General features: G+C 55.7%; 18 protein-coding genes. 11 read left to right on the forward strand and 7 right to left on the reverse strand.

The annotated features are described in order from the left end of the window. The first annotated feature begins 131 nt into the window (after positions 1-131). The 4 genes from MWC30_RS23045 (at position 132) to rnz (ending at position 2,603) form a co-directional block, all read left to right on the forward strand. A complete protein-coding gene (locus tag MWC30_RS23045) occupies positions 132-434 on the forward strand; it encodes an HNH endonuclease (protein WP_264300980.1) in 303 nt (100 codons plus the stop codon). 362 nt (positions 435-796) lie between these two features. Next, positions 797-1,024 carry a type II toxin-antitoxin system Phd/YefM family antitoxin gene (locus tag MWC30_RS15650; RefSeq protein ID WP_244085134.1) on the forward strand — a complete coding sequence of 76 codons (228 nt, stop codon included), beginning with the start codon at positions 797-799 and terminating at the stop codon, positions 1,022-1,024. 75 nt (positions 1,025-1,099) lie between these two features. Beyond that, positions 1,100-1,513 (forward strand): putative toxin-antitoxin system toxin component, PIN family, encoded by a 414-nt coding sequence (locus MWC30_RS15655; RefSeq protein ID WP_244085135.1) that lies wholly within the window; start codon positions 1,100-1,102, stop codon positions 1,511-1,513. A gap of 163 nt (positions 1,514-1,676) precedes the next feature. Continuing rightward, positions 1,677-2,603 carry a ribonuclease Z gene (gene rnz / locus MWC30_RS15660; protein ID WP_244085136.1) on the forward strand — a complete coding sequence of 309 codons (927 nt, stop codon included), beginning with the start codon at positions 1,677-1,679 and terminating at the stop codon, positions 2,601-2,603. A 125-nt stretch (positions 2,604-2,728) separates the two neighbouring features. Here the strand turns inward: rnz and MWC30_RS15665 are convergent, their stop codons facing one another. After that, the gene (locus MWC30_RS15665) at positions 2,729-3,904 is read right to left on the reverse strand and encodes an HDOD domain-containing protein (protein ID WP_244085137.1); all 1,176 of its coding nucleotides are present in this window, start codon (positions 3,902-3,904) and stop codon (positions 2,729-2,731) included. Positions 3,905-4,326: 422 nt separating this feature from the next. Here MWC30_RS15665 and MWC30_RS15670 point away from each other — a divergent pair, with 422 nt between their 5' ends. From MWC30_RS15670 to MWC30_RS15680, 3 genes are read left to right on the forward strand one after another with little or no spacing between them, the layout of a single operon-like run. Further along, on the forward strand, positions 4,327-4,485 hold the full coding sequence (locus tag MWC30_RS15670; protein WP_244085138.1) for a hypothetical protein: 159 nt from the start codon (positions 4,327-4,329) through the stop codon (positions 4,483-4,485). 7 nt (positions 4,486-4,492) lie between these two features. Then, on the forward strand, positions 4,493-5,062 hold the full coding sequence (locus MWC30_RS15675; RefSeq protein WP_244085139.1) for a GNAT family N-acetyltransferase: 570 nt from the start codon (positions 4,493-4,495) through the stop codon (positions 5,060-5,062). A gap of 1 nt (position 5,063) precedes the next feature. Continuing rightward, positions 5,064-6,176, forward strand: a complete 1,113-nt coding sequence (locus tag MWC30_RS15680) for a M20 family metallopeptidase (protein WP_244085140.1) — start codon at positions 5,064-5,066, stop codon at positions 6,174-6,176. A gap of 188 nt (positions 6,177-6,364) precedes the next feature. On the opposite strand, the gene ruvB is transcribed toward MWC30_RS15680, so the two are convergent. Genes ruvB through MWC30_RS15705 form a run of 5 tightly spaced genes read right to left on the reverse strand, consistent with a single transcriptional unit; the run spans position 6,365 to position 9,917 of the window. Beyond that, positions 6,365-7,384: a Holliday junction branch migration DNA helicase RuvB gene (gene ruvB, locus MWC30_RS15685; protein ID WP_244085141.1), complete on the reverse strand. Its 1,020-nt coding sequence runs from the start codon at positions 7,382-7,384 to the stop codon at positions 6,365-6,367. Between the two features lie 37 nt (positions 7,385-7,421). Then, positions 7,422-8,018: a Holliday junction branch migration protein RuvA gene (gene ruvA / locus MWC30_RS15690; protein WP_244085142.1), complete on the reverse strand. Its 597-nt coding sequence runs from the start codon at positions 8,016-8,018 to the stop codon at positions 7,422-7,424. Further along, positions 8,015-8,524 (reverse strand): crossover junction endodeoxyribonuclease RuvC, encoded by a 510-nt coding sequence (ruvC, locus tag MWC30_RS15695; protein WP_244085143.1) that lies wholly within the window; start codon positions 8,522-8,524, stop codon positions 8,015-8,017. The genes ruvA and ruvC overlap by 4 nt, the downstream gene beginning before the upstream one ends. 32 nt (positions 8,525-8,556) lie before the next feature. Beyond that, positions 8,557-9,306, reverse strand: a complete 750-nt coding sequence (locus MWC30_RS15700; RefSeq protein WP_244085144.1) for a YebC/PmpR family DNA-binding transcriptional regulator — start codon at positions 9,304-9,306, stop codon at positions 8,557-8,559. A 17-nt stretch (positions 9,307-9,323) separates the two neighbouring features. Then, positions 9,324-9,917: an RlmE family RNA methyltransferase gene (locus MWC30_RS15705; protein ID WP_244085145.1), complete on the reverse strand. Its 594-nt coding sequence runs from the start codon at positions 9,915-9,917 to the stop codon at positions 9,324-9,326. A gap of 305 nt (positions 9,918-10,222) precedes the next feature. On the opposite strand from MWC30_RS15705, the gene MWC30_RS15710 reads away from it, so the two are divergent. Together MWC30_RS15710 and MWC30_RS15715 are read left to right on the forward strand one after the other, a co-directional pair. Further along, a complete protein-coding gene (locus MWC30_RS15710) occupies positions 10,223-10,759 on the forward strand; it encodes a macro domain-containing protein (protein WP_244085146.1) in 537 nt (178 codons plus the stop codon). A 71-nt stretch (positions 10,760-10,830) separates the two neighbouring features. Then, positions 10,831-13,023 (forward strand): PAS domain S-box protein, encoded by a 2,193-nt coding sequence (locus MWC30_RS15715; protein WP_244085147.1) that lies wholly within the window; start codon positions 10,831-10,833, stop codon positions 13,021-13,023. 158 nt (positions 13,024-13,181) lie between these two features. Here MWC30_RS15715 and MWC30_RS15720 read toward each other — a convergent pair whose 3' ends face one another. Next, positions 13,182-13,835: a poly-gamma-glutamate hydrolase family protein gene (locus MWC30_RS15720; RefSeq protein WP_244085148.1), complete on the reverse strand. Its 654-nt coding sequence runs from the start codon at positions 13,833-13,835 to the stop codon at positions 13,182-13,184. Between the two features lie 256 nt (positions 13,836-14,091). Between MWC30_RS15720 and MWC30_RS15725 the strand changes: the two genes are divergently transcribed. Together MWC30_RS15725 and MWC30_RS15730 are read left to right on the forward strand one after the other, a co-directional pair. Further along, a complete protein-coding gene (locus tag MWC30_RS15725; RefSeq protein ID WP_244085149.1) occupies positions 14,092-14,745 on the forward strand; it encodes a hypothetical protein in 654 nt (217 codons plus the stop codon). A gap of 20 nt (positions 14,746-14,765) precedes the next feature. Next, entirely contained in the window at positions 14,766-16,439 is a 1,674-nt protein-coding gene (locus MWC30_RS15730; protein WP_244085150.1) for an acyl-CoA dehydrogenase family protein, read from the forward strand. Positions 16,440-16,589 lie beyond the last annotated feature (150 nt).

Below are 16,589 nucleotides of genomic sequence, written 5' to 3' on the forward strand. Positions count from 1 at the left end.
CCCTGGATTATGGATGATAGAATCCAGGTTATCGTACTACTGTGGACACAACCTGTCCACTACTTCTGGGGCCAAATCCCGAGCACTAAAACCGGCCCTCAGAGGCCATTTTTGGACGCCCTAGAGTTGACATCCCGGATTTGCTGATTGCGAGCCATATCATTCCTTGGGCGAAAAATGAAAAGGAAAGACTAAATCCTCAAAATGGACTGTGTTTATCTCCATTGTATGACAGGTGTTTTGACAAAGGTTACATTGGGATAACACCCGATTACAAGGTCGTTTTGTCTCGGGAATTGAAACATAACTCCGAAAAAGACTATTTCATACATCATTTTGGGCAGCTAGAGGACATGCCGATTAGCCTGCCTGACAGATTCTTGCCGCACCCAGATTTTCTCGAATACCATTACGACACAATTTTTAGAAAATAGCCGCTTAAGTATTATTATTTCCGTATGATATCCATTTGAACACTAAAGTCTCTGATGCTCCGGCAGAGTTGGACGTAACATTGCTACTTTACGGGTATGGCAAAGCAACTCTCTCGCTTATCGGCCACGCTTCTGACCCTTACGAAGAAAATTCTCCAGCGCCTGTGTAGCGTCTTCCCTCACAGTTCTTCCCATAGAGACTGCATAGTCTCAAAGTGCCTGAATGAGATCGGGAGTAGATGGGGTGAAGGCAATTTTGTAACCGGGAACCTAAAAAAGAAAAGCGCGTATTATTGACAGAATGACTCTGTCAACGATACTAACCATATCAATCATCGCAGCTTATGAAAAAGGACATCAAGATGCAAAAAACAATCTCTGCCATGAAGGCCCGGCAAAACCTTGGCCAAGTGATGAATGAAGTGGCGCTGCGGGGCGATGATTACATCATCGAACGAGCCGGCAAACCTTTGGTCGCGATCATTCCTATAGAAAAATATCAAAAATTACAGAGACCGGGACGAGTTTTACGGCTTGGTGCAGCAGTTCCAGGAAAGTGCCAGGAATGTGGACTCCAAAGAGTTGGATGAGGCCATCGATGAGGCCATGGAGTCGGCCAGGAAGGAAACCGCCGCTAGTGTCAAGGCCCGGCAAAAGCAATGAGGGTGGTACTCGACACCAACCAGTATGCCAGCGCCCTGTTAAAACCGGAATCGAATTCAGCCAGGCTCATCGCCCTCGCCGCAGAGGGGCATATCACCCTGATCATTTCTCAGGATATTCTGGCTGAAATCCGGAGAGTTTTAGCCTACCCGAAACTCCAGAAACTCCATGGCGGCCCGGAAGAAGAGATCGAGCAATTTATCCGCAAAACCGAGAAAATCGCGATCGTCACTCCTGGAGAGCTCGCGATAGACGTCATCACAGCCGACTGTTCCGATAACATAATTCTCGCGTGCGCCGTCGAGGGGAACGCCGACTGTATCGTCTCAGGCGATCACCACCTGAAAGATTTGGGCGCCTTCCAGGGAATCGACATTCTCGATGCGGCGGCATTTCTTGAAATCTTAGAGACGTGAGGGACGGTATCTATCGTACTCACAAGACTGGAATCAACTCCTCAGAATCGTCGGCATCTCTAAGCCGATAAGACCTGTGACAACGCAAAAGCTCTTCGTGCAGTGGAGATGGGAGGTTTTATTCTTCATCAACTACCAGCCTGAGAAACGAGGATAGAACGTCGTGGAATGCATATTGCTCGGAACGGGCGGCATGATGCCCATGCCCGATCGACTGCTGGCTTCCCTGGCCGTGAGGCTGAACGGCGCCCTGTATCTTTTCGATGCCGGTGAGGGCACTCAGCTGGGGTGGAAAAGAGCCCGCCTGGGGTATCGCTCTCTTAAGGTCATCGCCGTCACCCACCTCCATGCGGACCATTGCCTGGGAATTCCGGGACTCATGATGCTTCGGTCCCAAATGGATGAGCCACCCCCTCTCACTATTATCGGCCCCCCGGGTATAGAAGATTTTGTCCGCATGAATCAAAAGATTCTTGAATTCTATATCAATTATCCCGTCCGCTTCATCCAGTGGGCTGAGGATGCACCCGAAATCGCCTACGAAGATGAAAATGTCAGGCTCCTCTGGCACCCCCTCAAGCATACACGCTTCTGCCTCGGATACAGGATGGAAGAATGGGACCGCCCCGGCAAATTCAACGCTCAGAGGGCTGAGGCTCTGGGGATCGCTCAGGGGCCTTTGTGGGGAAAACTGCAGAAGGGAGAATCCGTTCGCACGGCGGAGGGCAAAACCGTCACTCCCGAACAGGTACTGGGACCTGCCCGCCCCGGCAGGCGCCTGGCCTATGTGGTGGACACACTGCCCACCAAGGGCATTTACAGGCTCTGCCAGGACGCGGATATCGCATTCATGGAAGGCATGTTCCTGCCCGAAGACGCCCTTCACGCCGAGGCCAAGGGGCACATGACCGCCACGGATGCGGCACGTATAGCAGGCCGGGCCGGAGCTCGCCGCGCGGTGCTGACGCACATCAGCCCGCGCTACCGGGACGAGGACATCCCTCGCCTGGAAGCCGCCGCCCGGGAGCGCCTCGCCGAGGTGACCGTCGGCAGGGATCAGGAGATTTATTCGGTTCCGCTGCCTCCATGATCCGGAGATTTCACAGGAAAGGCAAAGTCAACAAATGGTGCGTAAAACGCACGCTACTATTTGTTACCGAGGGGATTTTCATAGTGAGTCAAACCATTCACAGATGAAGGATGCGCGGAATACAATCACCGCATGTCCGAGAGAATTTTTTCCAGGCGAAGGGATTCCGCCAGAATGACCTGGGCGTACTTTCCGGCCTGTGAACCCGAGTCCAGGGCTGAGGCGAGCCTCCTGGCGAAGCCTCCCACCGCGGTGAGGGGGTTGCGTATTTCGTGCGCCACCGCCTGCAACGTGAACTGGACGGAGCACTCTTCCCCGTCCAGCGCTTCGAAGGAAGGCAGATCTTTTTGCTCCGAAGTCTTGGACAAGCGGGACATCTTTTCGGAAATGCGACCGAGGGCCCGGTTGGCCTTTTCCATGATCTCCATGAGGTCGCGCTCCTTGTCGACTTCCAACCGCAGATAGGCGGCCGTTTCCTGGACCTCCTGGAAGGTCTTGAGGACAATTTCCTGAATAGTCTCCTGGCGCAGTTTGAGCAGGGATTGGGCTTCGGAAAAGAAGGCCAGGAGCTCACCCGATGCGTCATGGTAGAGGAGGCGCGAAAAGACGCGCGACAGTTCGCAGATGCGCGCCGGCATGGGAGCGTCCCTTCTCTCGGCTGCATCCCCGTAACAGCTTTGACAGGCTATGATTTTTTCAGGAAATTTCCAGAACTTGAGAGCCGCTTTCCCGATCTGGCGATGATCGACGCCAAAATGGGCTCTTTCACGAGCGAGGAGTGTCTCCAGGGGCTGGAGCTCCAGGGAGATTTCTTCGTTCTTTCCCTTGACATAAAGGTCGAAAAGGATGAGCAGGCCGATTTCGAGAGTCAGGCCTGCCAGAAAGGCTTCATCCGGATCGCAGACCCTGGAGCGGTCGGCGAGGGAACGGGCCATGAGGGCTCGGTAGAGTGACACCCGCCAGAAGGCTTCATAATCCAGTGGCCCTACTCTTCCCATGGGGAAAGCATCTCGGATGGAAATGGAAAGGGCCATGAGCTTCAAGTGGTGCGCACCCAGTCGTACCGCGGCCTGCTGGAGGGTTTTGATGCGCTCGCGGCCGCGAAAAGCCACGCTGTTGGCCAGGTTCAGCACCCGCACCGCCAGGGACGGGTCCTTTTCCACCAGGTTCACCATGTCCCGGATGGATGCATCTTCATCGGAGGCCAACTCGATGAGCTTCAGAGCGATGATGGAAAGAGGCCTGACCGCGTACCCCGATTCGAGACGATGCAATATGGTGGAAGCCGCTTCTTTTTCCATGATCTTTGAAACCCGATGTGAGAAATAGTGGCGCTCATGAGCAAATCATCTCCCGTACAACGACCTGACGCTACATCGGGATAATTTCCCATTCACTTTAGACAATTGTGTTCAGGGTGCAGATTCCCGGAAAGGCCAACTGGCGATAGACGGTTCAGGGAATTCCATTGTAAATGGGGGGGCGGAAGGTTATTTTTTATTGAATGGATCCATGCAGGATTTTTGTATCAGTCCGGTTCCGTCAGGAAACAGCTCCTTTGGGAGAAGACAGTCCGGCTGTGCGCAATGTTGTTGAGTTAACGTCACCCCGGTGAAAACCGGGGTCCAGAACGTCGTTATTTTCTTGGATTCCGGCTTTCGCCGGAATGACGAACGTTGGTCAGGTCAACGACATTGCCGGCTGTGCCGGAGGGGGGCAAAGGATGTCGCAAAAGAGTCGATTCGGTAAGTATGGAGATTTAAAACGCAAGGAAAAGATTCGTCAGAACAGGATCGTCCAGGCTGGACACAGGAGCAATGCGCACATGCCGGAACGTTCCGCTCCGACGGACGCATCGAAACCGGGAGGCCACAAGAAGTAGAACTTTTATGGAACCGCAAGAAGAAATTGAACAAAAGAAGAGACGAGCCAACGTCACGATCCGAGAAATGGAGATCGACGACCTGGCAACGGTGTTTCACCTGGGCGAAAAGCTTTTTACCGCCAAAGAAGTCCCGAATCTTTACCGCACCTGGGACGAGTACGAAGTCATATCCCTATTCCAGACGGATTCCGAATTCTGCCTCGTGGCAGAGTCCGAAGAGGGCCAACTGGTGGGGTTCGCTCTGGGCACCACCGTCACGAAGAGTCATTCCGCCTGGAAATACGGCTACCTGGTTTGGATGGGAATCGACCCCGAATTCCACGGGCTCGGTGTAGCCTCCAAACTGTTCAACCGCTTTCGGGATATCATGCTGGAAAACGGCGTTCGCATGCTCCTGGTGGATTCGGAAGCAGACAACCTGCCCGCGCTGCATTTTTTCCGGAAGATGGGGTTCGGCCATCCCCAGGAGCACATTTACCTGGCGCTCAATATCGACCCGCAACTGAAGCAGCTCAGGGAAAGGAAAACCTTCTCCCGCGCTCCCAACCGCTACAGAATGGAAGAAGACGATTGACATGACACCAGCCTCCTCCCCCATCCAGTCTCCACGCCTGCGGCGCCTGCTCCGCGACCTGATCGATATCTACAGTCCCTCGGGAAAAGAGGAGGAAGTCCTGGAATTCCTCGGCAATTACCTGAAGGATCAAGGCCTTCCGGTAGTTCTGCAGGAAGTGGACGACAATCGCTACAACATTCTGGTGCTGCCTCGCTCGGATGCCGAAGTGCGCCTGGCCATGATCGGGCATGTGGACACGGTGGCGGCTTATGACCTGGAGCACTACGAATCCGAAGAACAGGGCGACAGGATCATCGGCCTGGGAGCGGCCGACATGAAAAGCGGCTGCGCCGCCATGATCGAGGCGTTCGTAACCCTGTGGGAAAACGGGGGAGCAGACACTCCGGCAGCGCTGGCCCTGGTGGTGGGGGAAGAGGAGGAGGGGGACGGCACCCTGAAGCTGGTGAAGGATTTTTATTTTCCACGGGCGCTCATCGGCGAACCGACGGACCTGCAGCCCTGCCTCAGCCATTACGGCTACGTGGAGGTCCAGGTCAATACCGAAGGAAAGCGAATGCATGCCTCCCTGGCCAACCAGGGCATGAATCCCATCGAAAACATGCTCAAGCTCCTTCTAAAGCTCTCGCAATATATGGTCACGGACCGGCCGGAGATCGTGTACAACATCCGTGAGCTTTCCAATTCTCAGGCGGGGTTTGCCGTGCCGGAAGCCTGTGAAGCCTGGCTCGACCTGCATCTTCCTCCCACGGCGCCCCTGGGAGAGATCACCCTGGAGATCGAGGAGATCCTCATGCGGGAGCACGAGGAAAACCCCGGGTTCAACGGGGCCCTCCGCTTCACGACCATCCACGCCGGCTATGAGCTCCCCGAAAAGGGTCCCATGGTGAGCTCCCTCAAAGCCATTTTCGCCAACCATGCCCTGCCTTGGGAGCCCAGAGCCTTCCGCAGCCATTCCGACGCCAATCTCCTGTGGGCCGCCGGCACCAAACCGATCCTTCTCGGTCCCGGTCAGCTGGAAAAAGCCCACACGCGGGACGAAGACGTTTCCTACCGGCAGGTCCTGGCAGCTTCCCGGATCTACTACGATATCCTCAAAGGGCTGTCGGCCTGACGGCAAAACATCGGAGGGAATAGGATCAAGAACACTGTGGTGTTTCACCCATACCAATAAGGTATGAAACTTTCGATTTCATGGTTCCTTGTTCTTTGTAGGAGCGGCATCCTGCCGCGACTGGGTCACCGTCGCGGCAGGATGCCGCTCCTACAAAACCGAAGTTTTCGATCCTTAATCCTTATAAATCAATACATTCTCAGTTGCTGGCTGGGTCGGAAGGCGACGCCGAGGTGCTCGTAGGCAAGGCGGGTGGCCAGGCGGCCGCGTGGTGTTTTGTTGAGAAATCCCTCCTGGATCAGGTATGGCTCATAGACGTCCTCGAGGGTATCCCGCTCTTCGGAGACGGCGGCGGCGAGGGTTTCAATGCCCACAGGCCCGCCGTCGTACTTTTCGATGATGGTGCTGAGGATTTTTCTGTCCATGCGGTCGAAGCCCTTTTCATCCACGTCGAGCATTTTCAGGGCCAGATCAGCAACCGCGCGCGTGACAATGCCGTCAGCACGCACCTCGGCGTAGTCCCGCACGCGACGCAGGAGGCGGTTGGCAATGCGGGGAGTCCCCCGCGAACGGCGCGCAATTTCCAGAGCGCCCTCCGCCACGATATTCACCCCCAGGATGCGTGCGGATCGGAGGAGAATGGTCTGCAGCTCCTCCACCTTGTAGAATTCCAGGCGCAGCATCACTCCGAAGCGATCCCGGAGGGGGGGTGAAAGCAGCCCTGCGCGCGTGGTGGCGCCAACGAGGGTAAAGGGGGGAAGATCGAGCTTGATGGTTCGCGCCGAAGGCCCCTGACCGATGATGATATCCAGCTGATAGTCCTCCATGGCCGGGTAGAGGATTTCTTCCACCACATGGTTCAGACGATGAATTTCGTCGATGAAAAGGACATCGCCGGCTTCGAGGTTCGTCAGGATGGCGGCCAGGTCACCCGCCCGCTCGATGACGGGGCCGGACGTGCTCCGCATGTTCACTCCCAGCTCATTGCTGATGACTGCCGCCAGAGAAGTCTTTCCCAAGCCCGGGTGGCCGTGGAACAGGACATGGTCCAGGGGTTGGGAGCGCTGCTTGGCCGCTTCGATGAAAACCTTGAGGTTTTCCTTCACCGGCTTCTGGCCGATGTATTCGTCCAGGCTGCGTGGACGCAGGCTGTTGTCCAGGGGCAGATCTTCTTCTTTTTTCTCGGGCTCAATCACTCGATCGGACATGTTATGACACTCTTCCGGGCAGGGGCTTCCCACCAGCTCATGCAAGTATTCTGAGAGACTCCTTCAACAGCTTTTCCAGTGAAGCATTTTCGGGGAGCTTCTGTTGGGCGTTTTTCAGAGCTTTTTCAGCTTCTGCCGGCCGGTAACCGAGATTGAGCAGGGCGGAAAAGGCGTCGGAGTAGGCGCTGCCTTCGCTGGGCTGAAGCACGGGCTTCACTTCCGTATCGGTTTTGATCTTCAGCTTGTCACGCAGCTCCAGCATGAGGCGTTCGGCAATCTTTTTCCCGACTCCGGGAATATTGCGCAACCGGGCATGGTCCTGCTGAAATACCACCTGCCGCAGCTCGTCGGCGCTGATCCCCGACAGGATATTGACGGCCAGGCGCGGCCCCACCCCGTTGACGGTGATGAGATGGAGAAACATCTCCTTTTCGCCCGCCGTGCGGAAGCCAAAGAGCTGCAGTGTGTCCTCCCTGACATGGGTGTGAATGTTCAGGGATGCCGTCTTCCCCACGTCCGGGAGATCGTAAAAGGTGGTCAGGGGGACCTGGACCACGTACCCGACCCCTCCGACATCGATGATGATGGAATCGGGGGACTTGTGGCGGAGCTTTCCTTCAAGATAACCGATCATAGCGCCCCCGGCAATTTCCAGCGTGCTCTGGACGCCTGCGTGTTGAGGTGGCAGACGGCCACCGCCAGGGCATCGGCGGCATTGGGCTCCAGCGTCTCACGCAGTCCGAAAAGACACCCGATCATTTCCCCCACCTGGTCCTTACCCGCTCTGCCGTACCCCACCACTGCCTGCTTGATCTCCAGGGCGCTGTACTCGTAAACGGTCAGCCCCGCATTGACCCCCGCCAGGATGGCAGCCCCGCGCGCCTGTCCGAGCTTCAGAGCGCTCTTCACGTTTTTGGCGAAAAAAACGTCTTCTACGGCCATGCAGTCGGGCCGCATGTCGCAAATCACGCAGCTCAACCGCTCATAAATCAGCTTCAGACGATCGGGAAAGGGGAGTTGGGGAGGGATGCGCACCGTCCCGTTCGTCAGGAGACGGAGGCGGTTGCCGTCCCCTTCCACAATTCCATATCCCGTGAAGCGAGATCCGGGGTCGATTCCGATAGTGCGAAAGACCGGCACTTTATGAACCATTCCGTGGATGGGGTTGTGTGTCAGGAGATCGCATTGAGGATCTCATCCGGGATATCGAAATTGGCATAGGCATGCTGTACATCGTCGGAATCTTCCAGAGCGTCCATCAGCTTGAGGAGCTGCAGAGCGACCTTTTCATCGGAGACGGGCACCGTGGTTTGAGGAACCATCGTGATTTCAGCAAGTTCATACGTCATTCCCCTGCTGTCGAAAGCATCTTTCACCGCGGAGAAATCTTCCAGGGACGTGATGACTTCAAACTGGGTCTCCACGTCCTTCACATCCTCGGCTCCCGCTTCCAGGGCCACTTCCATCAGTTCCTCCTCGGACACGCCTTCCTTGTTGAAAACGATGCTGCCCTTCTTGTCGAACATCCAGGCCACGCAGCCGGCTTCACCCATATTGCCGCCGTTGCGGCTGAAAATATGCCGGATTTCGCTCGCGGCGCGATTCCGATTATCCGTCATGATCTCCAGGAGAATGGCCACACCCGACGGTCCATACCCTTCGTAATTGAATTCCTCATAGTTGACGCCATCCATCTCGCCGGCACCCTTCTTGATGGCGCGATCGATATTGTCCTTGGGCATGTTTTCGGCCTTGGCCGCCAGGACTGCTGCCCGGAGCCTCGGATTGGCATTGGGATCCCCTCCCCCCATGCGGGCGGCAACCATGATTTCCTTGATGATCTTGGTGAAGATTTTTCCGCGCTTGGCGTCCGCGGCGCCCTTCTTATGACGGATGGTGCTCCACTTGGAATGTCCCGACATAAAATCAATCCTCCTCGTTACGGCTTTTTGAAGCGCATGGCAAGGATGTAGATCTCCTTGCTCTCCTTTTTTGACGCATCGGGTTTGACCACTTTGACCCTTCCAAAATGCTTCTTGACTTCCTGCAAAATGGTGTGGAAATCAGAACCTTGAAAAATTTTCGCCAGAAAATGCCCGTCCCCCTTGAGAACCGCCATGGCCAGATGGAGGGCCTGCTCGAAGAGGAGCTCGGAACGGGCGCTGTCCGCAGCCTTGATGCCGCATGTCGAAGGGGCCATATCGCTCAGTACCACATCGAAGGGGCCGTAATCCCGCTGCAGGCTTTCGAGAAACTCGGGTTCGTAGATGTCTTTTTGAAATATCACGACATGGGGTGGAAAAGAATGCTTAATTTCCTTCAAATCCACTCCCACCACCAGTCCTCCGGGGCCTACGATCCTGCTGGTGAGCTGCATCCAGGATCCCGGAGCTGCTCCAAGATCGAGCACCCGTTGTCCGGGCTTCAGAATGGCATGCTTTTTCTGGATCTCCTCGAGCTTGTAGATCGCCCGCGCCAGGTAGTTCTCTTTTTTGGCCCTGTGAAAATAATGGTCTTGGACTCTGTAGGACATCAAGTAACCGCCTTAAAATACTTTTGTTTTCGAGAATTCACCCTATAGCATAAAAAACAGACTCTTGTAAACAAGGGCTTCGCCCTTTATTTACGCGAGCCTTTGGCACCTCCAAACCGCCTGTCTCAGCCCGCCCACAACCCATCACCCTTCTTTTGCCATGAAGGCACAGACTATCCTTTGTAATTTGGCAATGGATCTCATATAATTTATTTCACTCACAAAACAAGCCCAATAGAAGAAAAAGACAGGAATCCCGAAGACTAAAGCTGGTTCCACAAGACTCGAAACAGGGGGGATGTGCAATGGAACGACAAGTCAATAGCAAGGTCATCCGGCTGATCCAGGGAGATCTCACGGAGCTCTCGGTGGATGCGATCGTCAATGCCGCGAATGCTCAGCTCATTTTGGGGGGAGGCGTCGCGGGAGCCATCCGCACGAAGGGAGGGCCGAGCATCCAGGAGGAATGTGATCGGGTGGGCGGCACCACGGTCGGCCAGGCCGTGCTCACCAACGCGGGAAAGTTGAAGGCGCGTCATGTCATCCACGCCGTCGGGCCCCGCATGGGAGAGGGCAACGAAGATGAAAAGCTTCGCCGGGCAACACTGAACAGCCTCCGGCGGGCCACTGAACATGGACTCCGTTCTATTGCTTTTCCGGCCATCAGCACGGGGATTTTCGGTTTTCCCAAGGACCGTTGCGCCAGAATCATGCTCCAGACGGTCAAAGACTTCCTGAAGGATCAAGACAGCTCCCTCACGGAGGTCATCTTCTGCTTGTGGTCCAAGGACGATCTGGAGCTCTTCACGCAAACTTTGGAATCGTTGCTGCCCCTGGAATGATGTGTTCTCCCGGGAAAGCGCGCTCACGAGCCGCGCCGTTCCCTGCTGTATTCCTCTCGTGAGGTCCCTAGATGTACTTCCTGAATCACTCGAACTGGCAGCCGAAGCACAATGTCACAGCGGTGAAAATCGCTCTCGTCTATGCTCTCATGGGAGGATCCTGGATTGTTCTTTCCGACTGGCTTCTGACCGTTCTGGTCCCCGATCCTGTGCTGTTCAACCGCCTGCAGACTTTGAAGGGCTGGCTTTATGTCGCCACCTCCGCAGTGATTCTTTACGTCCTCGTTCGCATCAGTGTCAGGTCCTACCGTCAGTCGGAAGACGCGCTGCAGGAAAGCAGGCGTGTGCTCACGACCCTCTTGAGCAATCTTCCCGGTATGGCCTACCGGTGCCGCTGCGACGATGAAATGACCCTTGAGTACGTCAGCGAGGGATGCCTCGCTCTTACGGGGTATACGGCATCGCAGCTTGTGGGAGAATCCGAAATCTCGTGTGCTCAGCTCATCCATCCCGAAGACCGGGCGTACGTGCAGGAGGAAAGACGCAAAGCACTCCAGAGGCAGATCCCCTATCGTCTCGTCTACCGCATCAACCACGCCCTGGGCGAGAAACGGTGGGTAATGGATCATGGGCGAGGCACGACGCACAGTGAGGGGCAGGCCATTATTGCGGAAGGCTTCATCAGCGACATCACGGAGCGCAAACTGGCGGAGGATGCGTTGCAGGCCAGTGAAAGGAAGTTTCGTTCGCTGTTTGAAAACTCCGCCGATGCCAACCTGCTCATGTCGGGCAATATTTTCATCGACTGCAACCCGGCCGCCGTGAAGATGATGCATTGCACCGACAAGGACCAGCTCCTCTCTCTCCATCCTGCACAACTTTCACCCGAACGTCAGCCCGATGGCCGCCTCTCCACGGACAAAGCCAACGAAATGATCGCCAGGGCCCTCAAGAAAGGAAGCCTCAGGTTTCGGTGGGTGCACCGGCGGGCGGACGGCCAGAATTTCCCCGTGGAGGTGCTGCTGACGGTCATTCCCATCAACGACAAGCCCATGATTTATACGGTTTGGAGAGATATCACCGAACGGGTCAAGGCCGAGGAAGCTCTCAAGGAATCCGAAGAACGCTATCGCACCCTCGTGGAAAGCGCGTCAGATGCCATCCTGCTGGTGGATCCTCAGAGGTACATTTTATCCTCGAACCGGGCCTTTCTGGATCTTTTCGGTTACACACGCGAGGAGTTGACGGGGAAAACTGCAAGGATCATCCATCAGTCGGACGAAAATTATGAGGCCTTCGTCAGGAAAGCCTACCCGATCCTCCACACACAGGGCCCCCTGCGCTTCGAGTGGGAGCTCGTGCGCAAGGACGGGACCCGCATCCCGGTTGAAGGCACTTACTCCGCCATCAGGGCCTCCGACGGCTCCATCCGTGCTTATGTCGCCATTTTGCGGGATATTTCCGCCCGAAAGCGATCCGAAGAGGAGCTCAAGGCCTACCGCGATCGGCTGGAAGACATGGTGAAGGAACGGACACGCGACCTGGAAGCTGCACAAAAGGCCCTGGTGCAAAAGGAAAAGCTCAAGACTCTCGGCGCCATCACTGCGGAGGTGGCCCATGAATTCCGCAATCCCCTCATGGCCATTGGCGGTTTCGCCAAGCGGCTTCAGAAGAAATTACCCGAATCCCGAGAAGCCGAAATCATCTTGAAAGAAGCTCATCGTCTTGAAATACTTTTGGAAAGGATCGACCACTACCTGAAGCCCATCCAGACTCAGCCCCGGGAATGCATGGTCAACACCGTCATCACCGAGTGCGTGGAGCTTTTCTCTCCGGAGCTTGCCAGTGAAAAGGCCCACCTGCAGCTGGAGCTTGATCCCGGGCTGTCCCCGGCCTACGTCGATCCCGACATTCTCTCTCAGGTGTTCAGCACGGTCATCACCCATTCTTTGAAGATTATGGATAAGACAAGGCCTTTGAAAATGAAGACCTACGAGACGGAAGAGAACATTTACATTGATTTCTGGAACCCGGTTCACGGCCAGAAGATCAAGGATGCCGAGGCACTGTTCATGCCCTTTGAAGAAGCGGGCGCCGACATTGAAATTTCCAGGAGCTATCGGCTCCTGAAGGACATGGGAGGAGTCCTCTCCTTTTACCAGGAACCCGATCACGTGGTCTTCAGCATCTCTTTGCGCAAAGCCGGTGCGGTAGATGAGGAGGGAGAAGTAAAAGAAGGGAAAGAAGCAGAATCGAACGGTTGATGCACGGAGTCGACGACGCCTGCCCATGCTGTTGCCTTTACCAACTTTTGTCATTCCGGCGAAAGCCGGAATCCAGGAAAATAAAGACATTCTGGACCCCGGTTTTCACCGGGGTGACGTTCAGTCAACACCATTGACGCCGCCTGCCGCCCCACCCCTCACAGCAGCCGTTCGCTTCCAGCCGAAACGGCCCACTCCCCCCGGGGTTTCCTGAAGGGTTCCAGGGCATCGCGTACGGCCTGAACGAAACGGTGGAAAAGCTCCGTAGGGACTTGCCTCCCCTGAGGAGTCAAATCTCCGAACATGCGATCACGCAGTCCACGACTGATCTCCAGTTGCACCCCCATGCCCCGCCGGCACAAGTTGCAGATGTTCGCCTGCTCGATGCCGTCCAGCTGGGAGCGGCTGCATTCCCTGGCGTCGAATCCCGCCCCGCGGAGCCCCTTTAGAACCCGCCGCCTCAGCTCCAGATCCAGTCCGCCGATATGGACCATGGGCTCCTTTTCCCTGCACCCGTGAATGGAAAGGGTGATTTCCGCCCGGCCCAGAATTTCCAGAACGTTCGGCTCGTCGAAGAGGGTGCTTTTGATGTGAAGCGCCAGGTTGCCGGAGCCTTTGATCCCCTCCAGGGCATAGAAGGTATGCTCATGCCCCGCGATGGCATCCGCGATTTGGGAGGTGCCCGGCTCGATATCCCCGCCGTGGATGCTCAATACGGCAATGCCGGAATACCCCAGGCGGGCGCGAATGCGATAGTCGACTCCCTCCTTTTCATGCCTTTTCAGCTCTTCAAAGCCCGAATATCTGTCCATTTGTGCTTCCCACTTCGTCTCGACCCGTGACTGTATTAGCGCGCGGAAAAGCTTGCAATTCCAATTGGAATGGGTCAAGCTTTTCTCTCCCTGCGAGGCTACAGCGCTGCTCGCCCTTGCGAAGCGGCAGTATTCTACACCAAAGCCCCGGCTTTTGGGCAGCTCAATATGCCGGGATGCGGTATTGGAAGATGCATCATCATTCATTACACTCACTACACAAACCATCTACGATATGAAAAACGGACGGTTCCCCATGAATCCTGAGGAGGTCAGTGAGTACAATCGCGAGCAGCGGAGCAGCTTCCAAACCATCCGGCATGCGTGCCACATGCTCTCCCCATCGGTGAAGGAAGAGCTCCTCGCATCCCTCGATCCCTATCTGAAGTTCCGCAGGGAGGTGGACGCCTTTCAGGAAGAATACTTCACTTCCATCTGCCGGCCCGCCTGCTTCGAAACACGGCTGAGCGCCTGCTGCGGCTTCGAAAGCATTTTCATGTTCTTCGCCGACGAGGTCATCACGTTTCTCGTTTCGACTCCCTGGGAGATTTCCCGGCTTTTCGACGTTCTTCAGCGGCCCAATAAAACGACCCACTGCGTGTATCTCGGGGCAGAGGGCTGTCTGTGGAAGGTGCGGCCCATTTCGTGCGCTATGTTCTTTTGCGATGAAGCCAAGAAAACCCTGTTCGAACGCGTTCCCGAGGCGGAGCAGCTCTGGCTTGATTTTCAGGGCAGAGAAAAAACTTTCACCCGGCCGACCCAAAAGATTCTCTTCGACGACCTGGAAGCATTTTTCATCGGATTGAAAGCCGATTCACCTCATATGTATTATCACAAGAGCCCCGGACTCCTTCGGCTGAAAGCTCAATCGGGTTTGAATGGAACACCGCGCGTGAGACCCTCCAAATAGACGCAATGCAACGAGAGAGGATGCCTATGCCACCGGAAGCCTTTATGGACCAGATTTACCAGGGAAGACTCGACAAAGAGATCTTCGACTCGTTCAACTCCCTTGGAAATACTTCAAAAATCGATGGAATCATTCAGGAATACCTGGAAATGCTCCAGGAATACGATCCTCGCAGCATAGAGGCCGCGGGCAGGATTCCTGAGGATATGCTGGAGCGTATGAAAAAGAGCGGCTTTTTCGGCCTTTCCATCCCCAAGGAATACGGGGGGCTGGGATTCAATGGATGGGAGTATCTCAAGACGATAGAGGAAATGGTCCGCCAGGACATCTCGGTCGTGCTGGCATCCATCGGCCATCTCTCCATCGGCGTGAAGGGGATCCTGCTGTTCGGCAGTGATTTTCAAAAGCAAAAATACCTCGTTCCCGCCGCCTCCGGAGAGATGATCTTTTCCTATGCCCTCACGGAGCCGCGCATCGGCTCGGACGCTCAGCACATCGAAACCCGCGCGGAACTTTCCAGCGACGGATCTTACTACCTTTTAAACGGTCAAAAGACTTATATCACCAATGCCAACTACGCCGGCGGACTGACGGTCTTCGCCCAGATGGACCCTCGACAACCGGGGTTCATGGGTGCCTTCATCGTGGAAACGTCCTGGGACGGCGTAAAAATCGGCAGGGACATGCCCAAAATGGGACTGAAAGCCAGCTCCACCGCAGCCATCCAGTTCAAGGACGTGCGGGTTCCCGTCGAAAATCTTCTGGGAAAGCCGGGAGAGGGCTTCAAGATCGCCATGACCATCCTCAACTATGGACGGCTGGGCCTGGGAGCCGCTTCCCTGGGAATGATGAAGCAATCCCTGGACGACATGTTGAAGAGGTCTACCACACGCATCCAGTTCGGTGCTCCCATCCGCACTTTTCCCCTCGTGCAGGAAAAAATGGTGCGGGCAAAAGTCTACAGCCTGGTGGTTTCTGCCATCAATGACTTCATTACGGGAATCCTGGAGAAGGACCCCTTCGCCAATGTTGCCATCGAGACTTCCCACTGCAAGCTCTTTGGAACCACCCGCGCGTGGGATGTCCTGTACGACGCCCTGCAGGTGGCGGGAGGGTCCGGATACCTGGCCTCTCATCCCTATGAAAAGCGCATGAGGGATTTCCGCGTCGCCACCGTCTTCGAAGGGACGACGGAAATCCACTCCATCTATCCGCCGCTCTTTGCGATCCGCAAGCTGAGCCAGGAAGTCAGCGATCTGCGCACGAACAGGGCCATGGAGCTTTTGCTGCTGACGGACCGACTCCTCAGGCAGATGGAATGGCCCTTGAACTTCGACCACCCCATCCTGAGCAAGGCTGCCCGCTTTGCCCGAAAGAATGCGTCCACCCTGCGCAGGATGCTCTGGGCCAGCCTTGTGCTGCACGGAAGGAAAATTCCCGGAAAGGAATTCATCCTGCGGAGAATCACGACGCTCAGTCTCTACACTCTGGGAATACTGGCCATCCTCGCCAAGTTCTCAGCCGACGGGAAGCATGGGACCCTGGACGAGGGGGAGATCGTTTTGCTGGAATACTTTCTGGAGGAAGCCAAAGCGGTACGGAAGCTCAACAGGAGCATTTTCAACACCCCCCAGGAGAACATCCATCAGCGCGTGTTCGACAATATGGTCAAAAAATGGGATGCATCCAGATGAGCATCTGAGTGCCGAAGAGCGCAGTGACGCGTTCTTTCTTTGTAGGAACGGCTTCCAGCCGTGACAGGAACAGATACCCGCAGCCTTTGTCGCGGCAGGATGCCGCTCCTACAAAAGGATGAAGGTAAACGCTGCATACCTGCAATCCTC

It is taken from the genome of Desulforhabdus sp. TSK, assembly GCF_022836495.1.
Taxonomy (GTDB): Bacteria; Desulfobacterota; Syntrophobacteria; order Syntrophobacterales; family Syntrophobacteraceae; genus Desulforhabdus.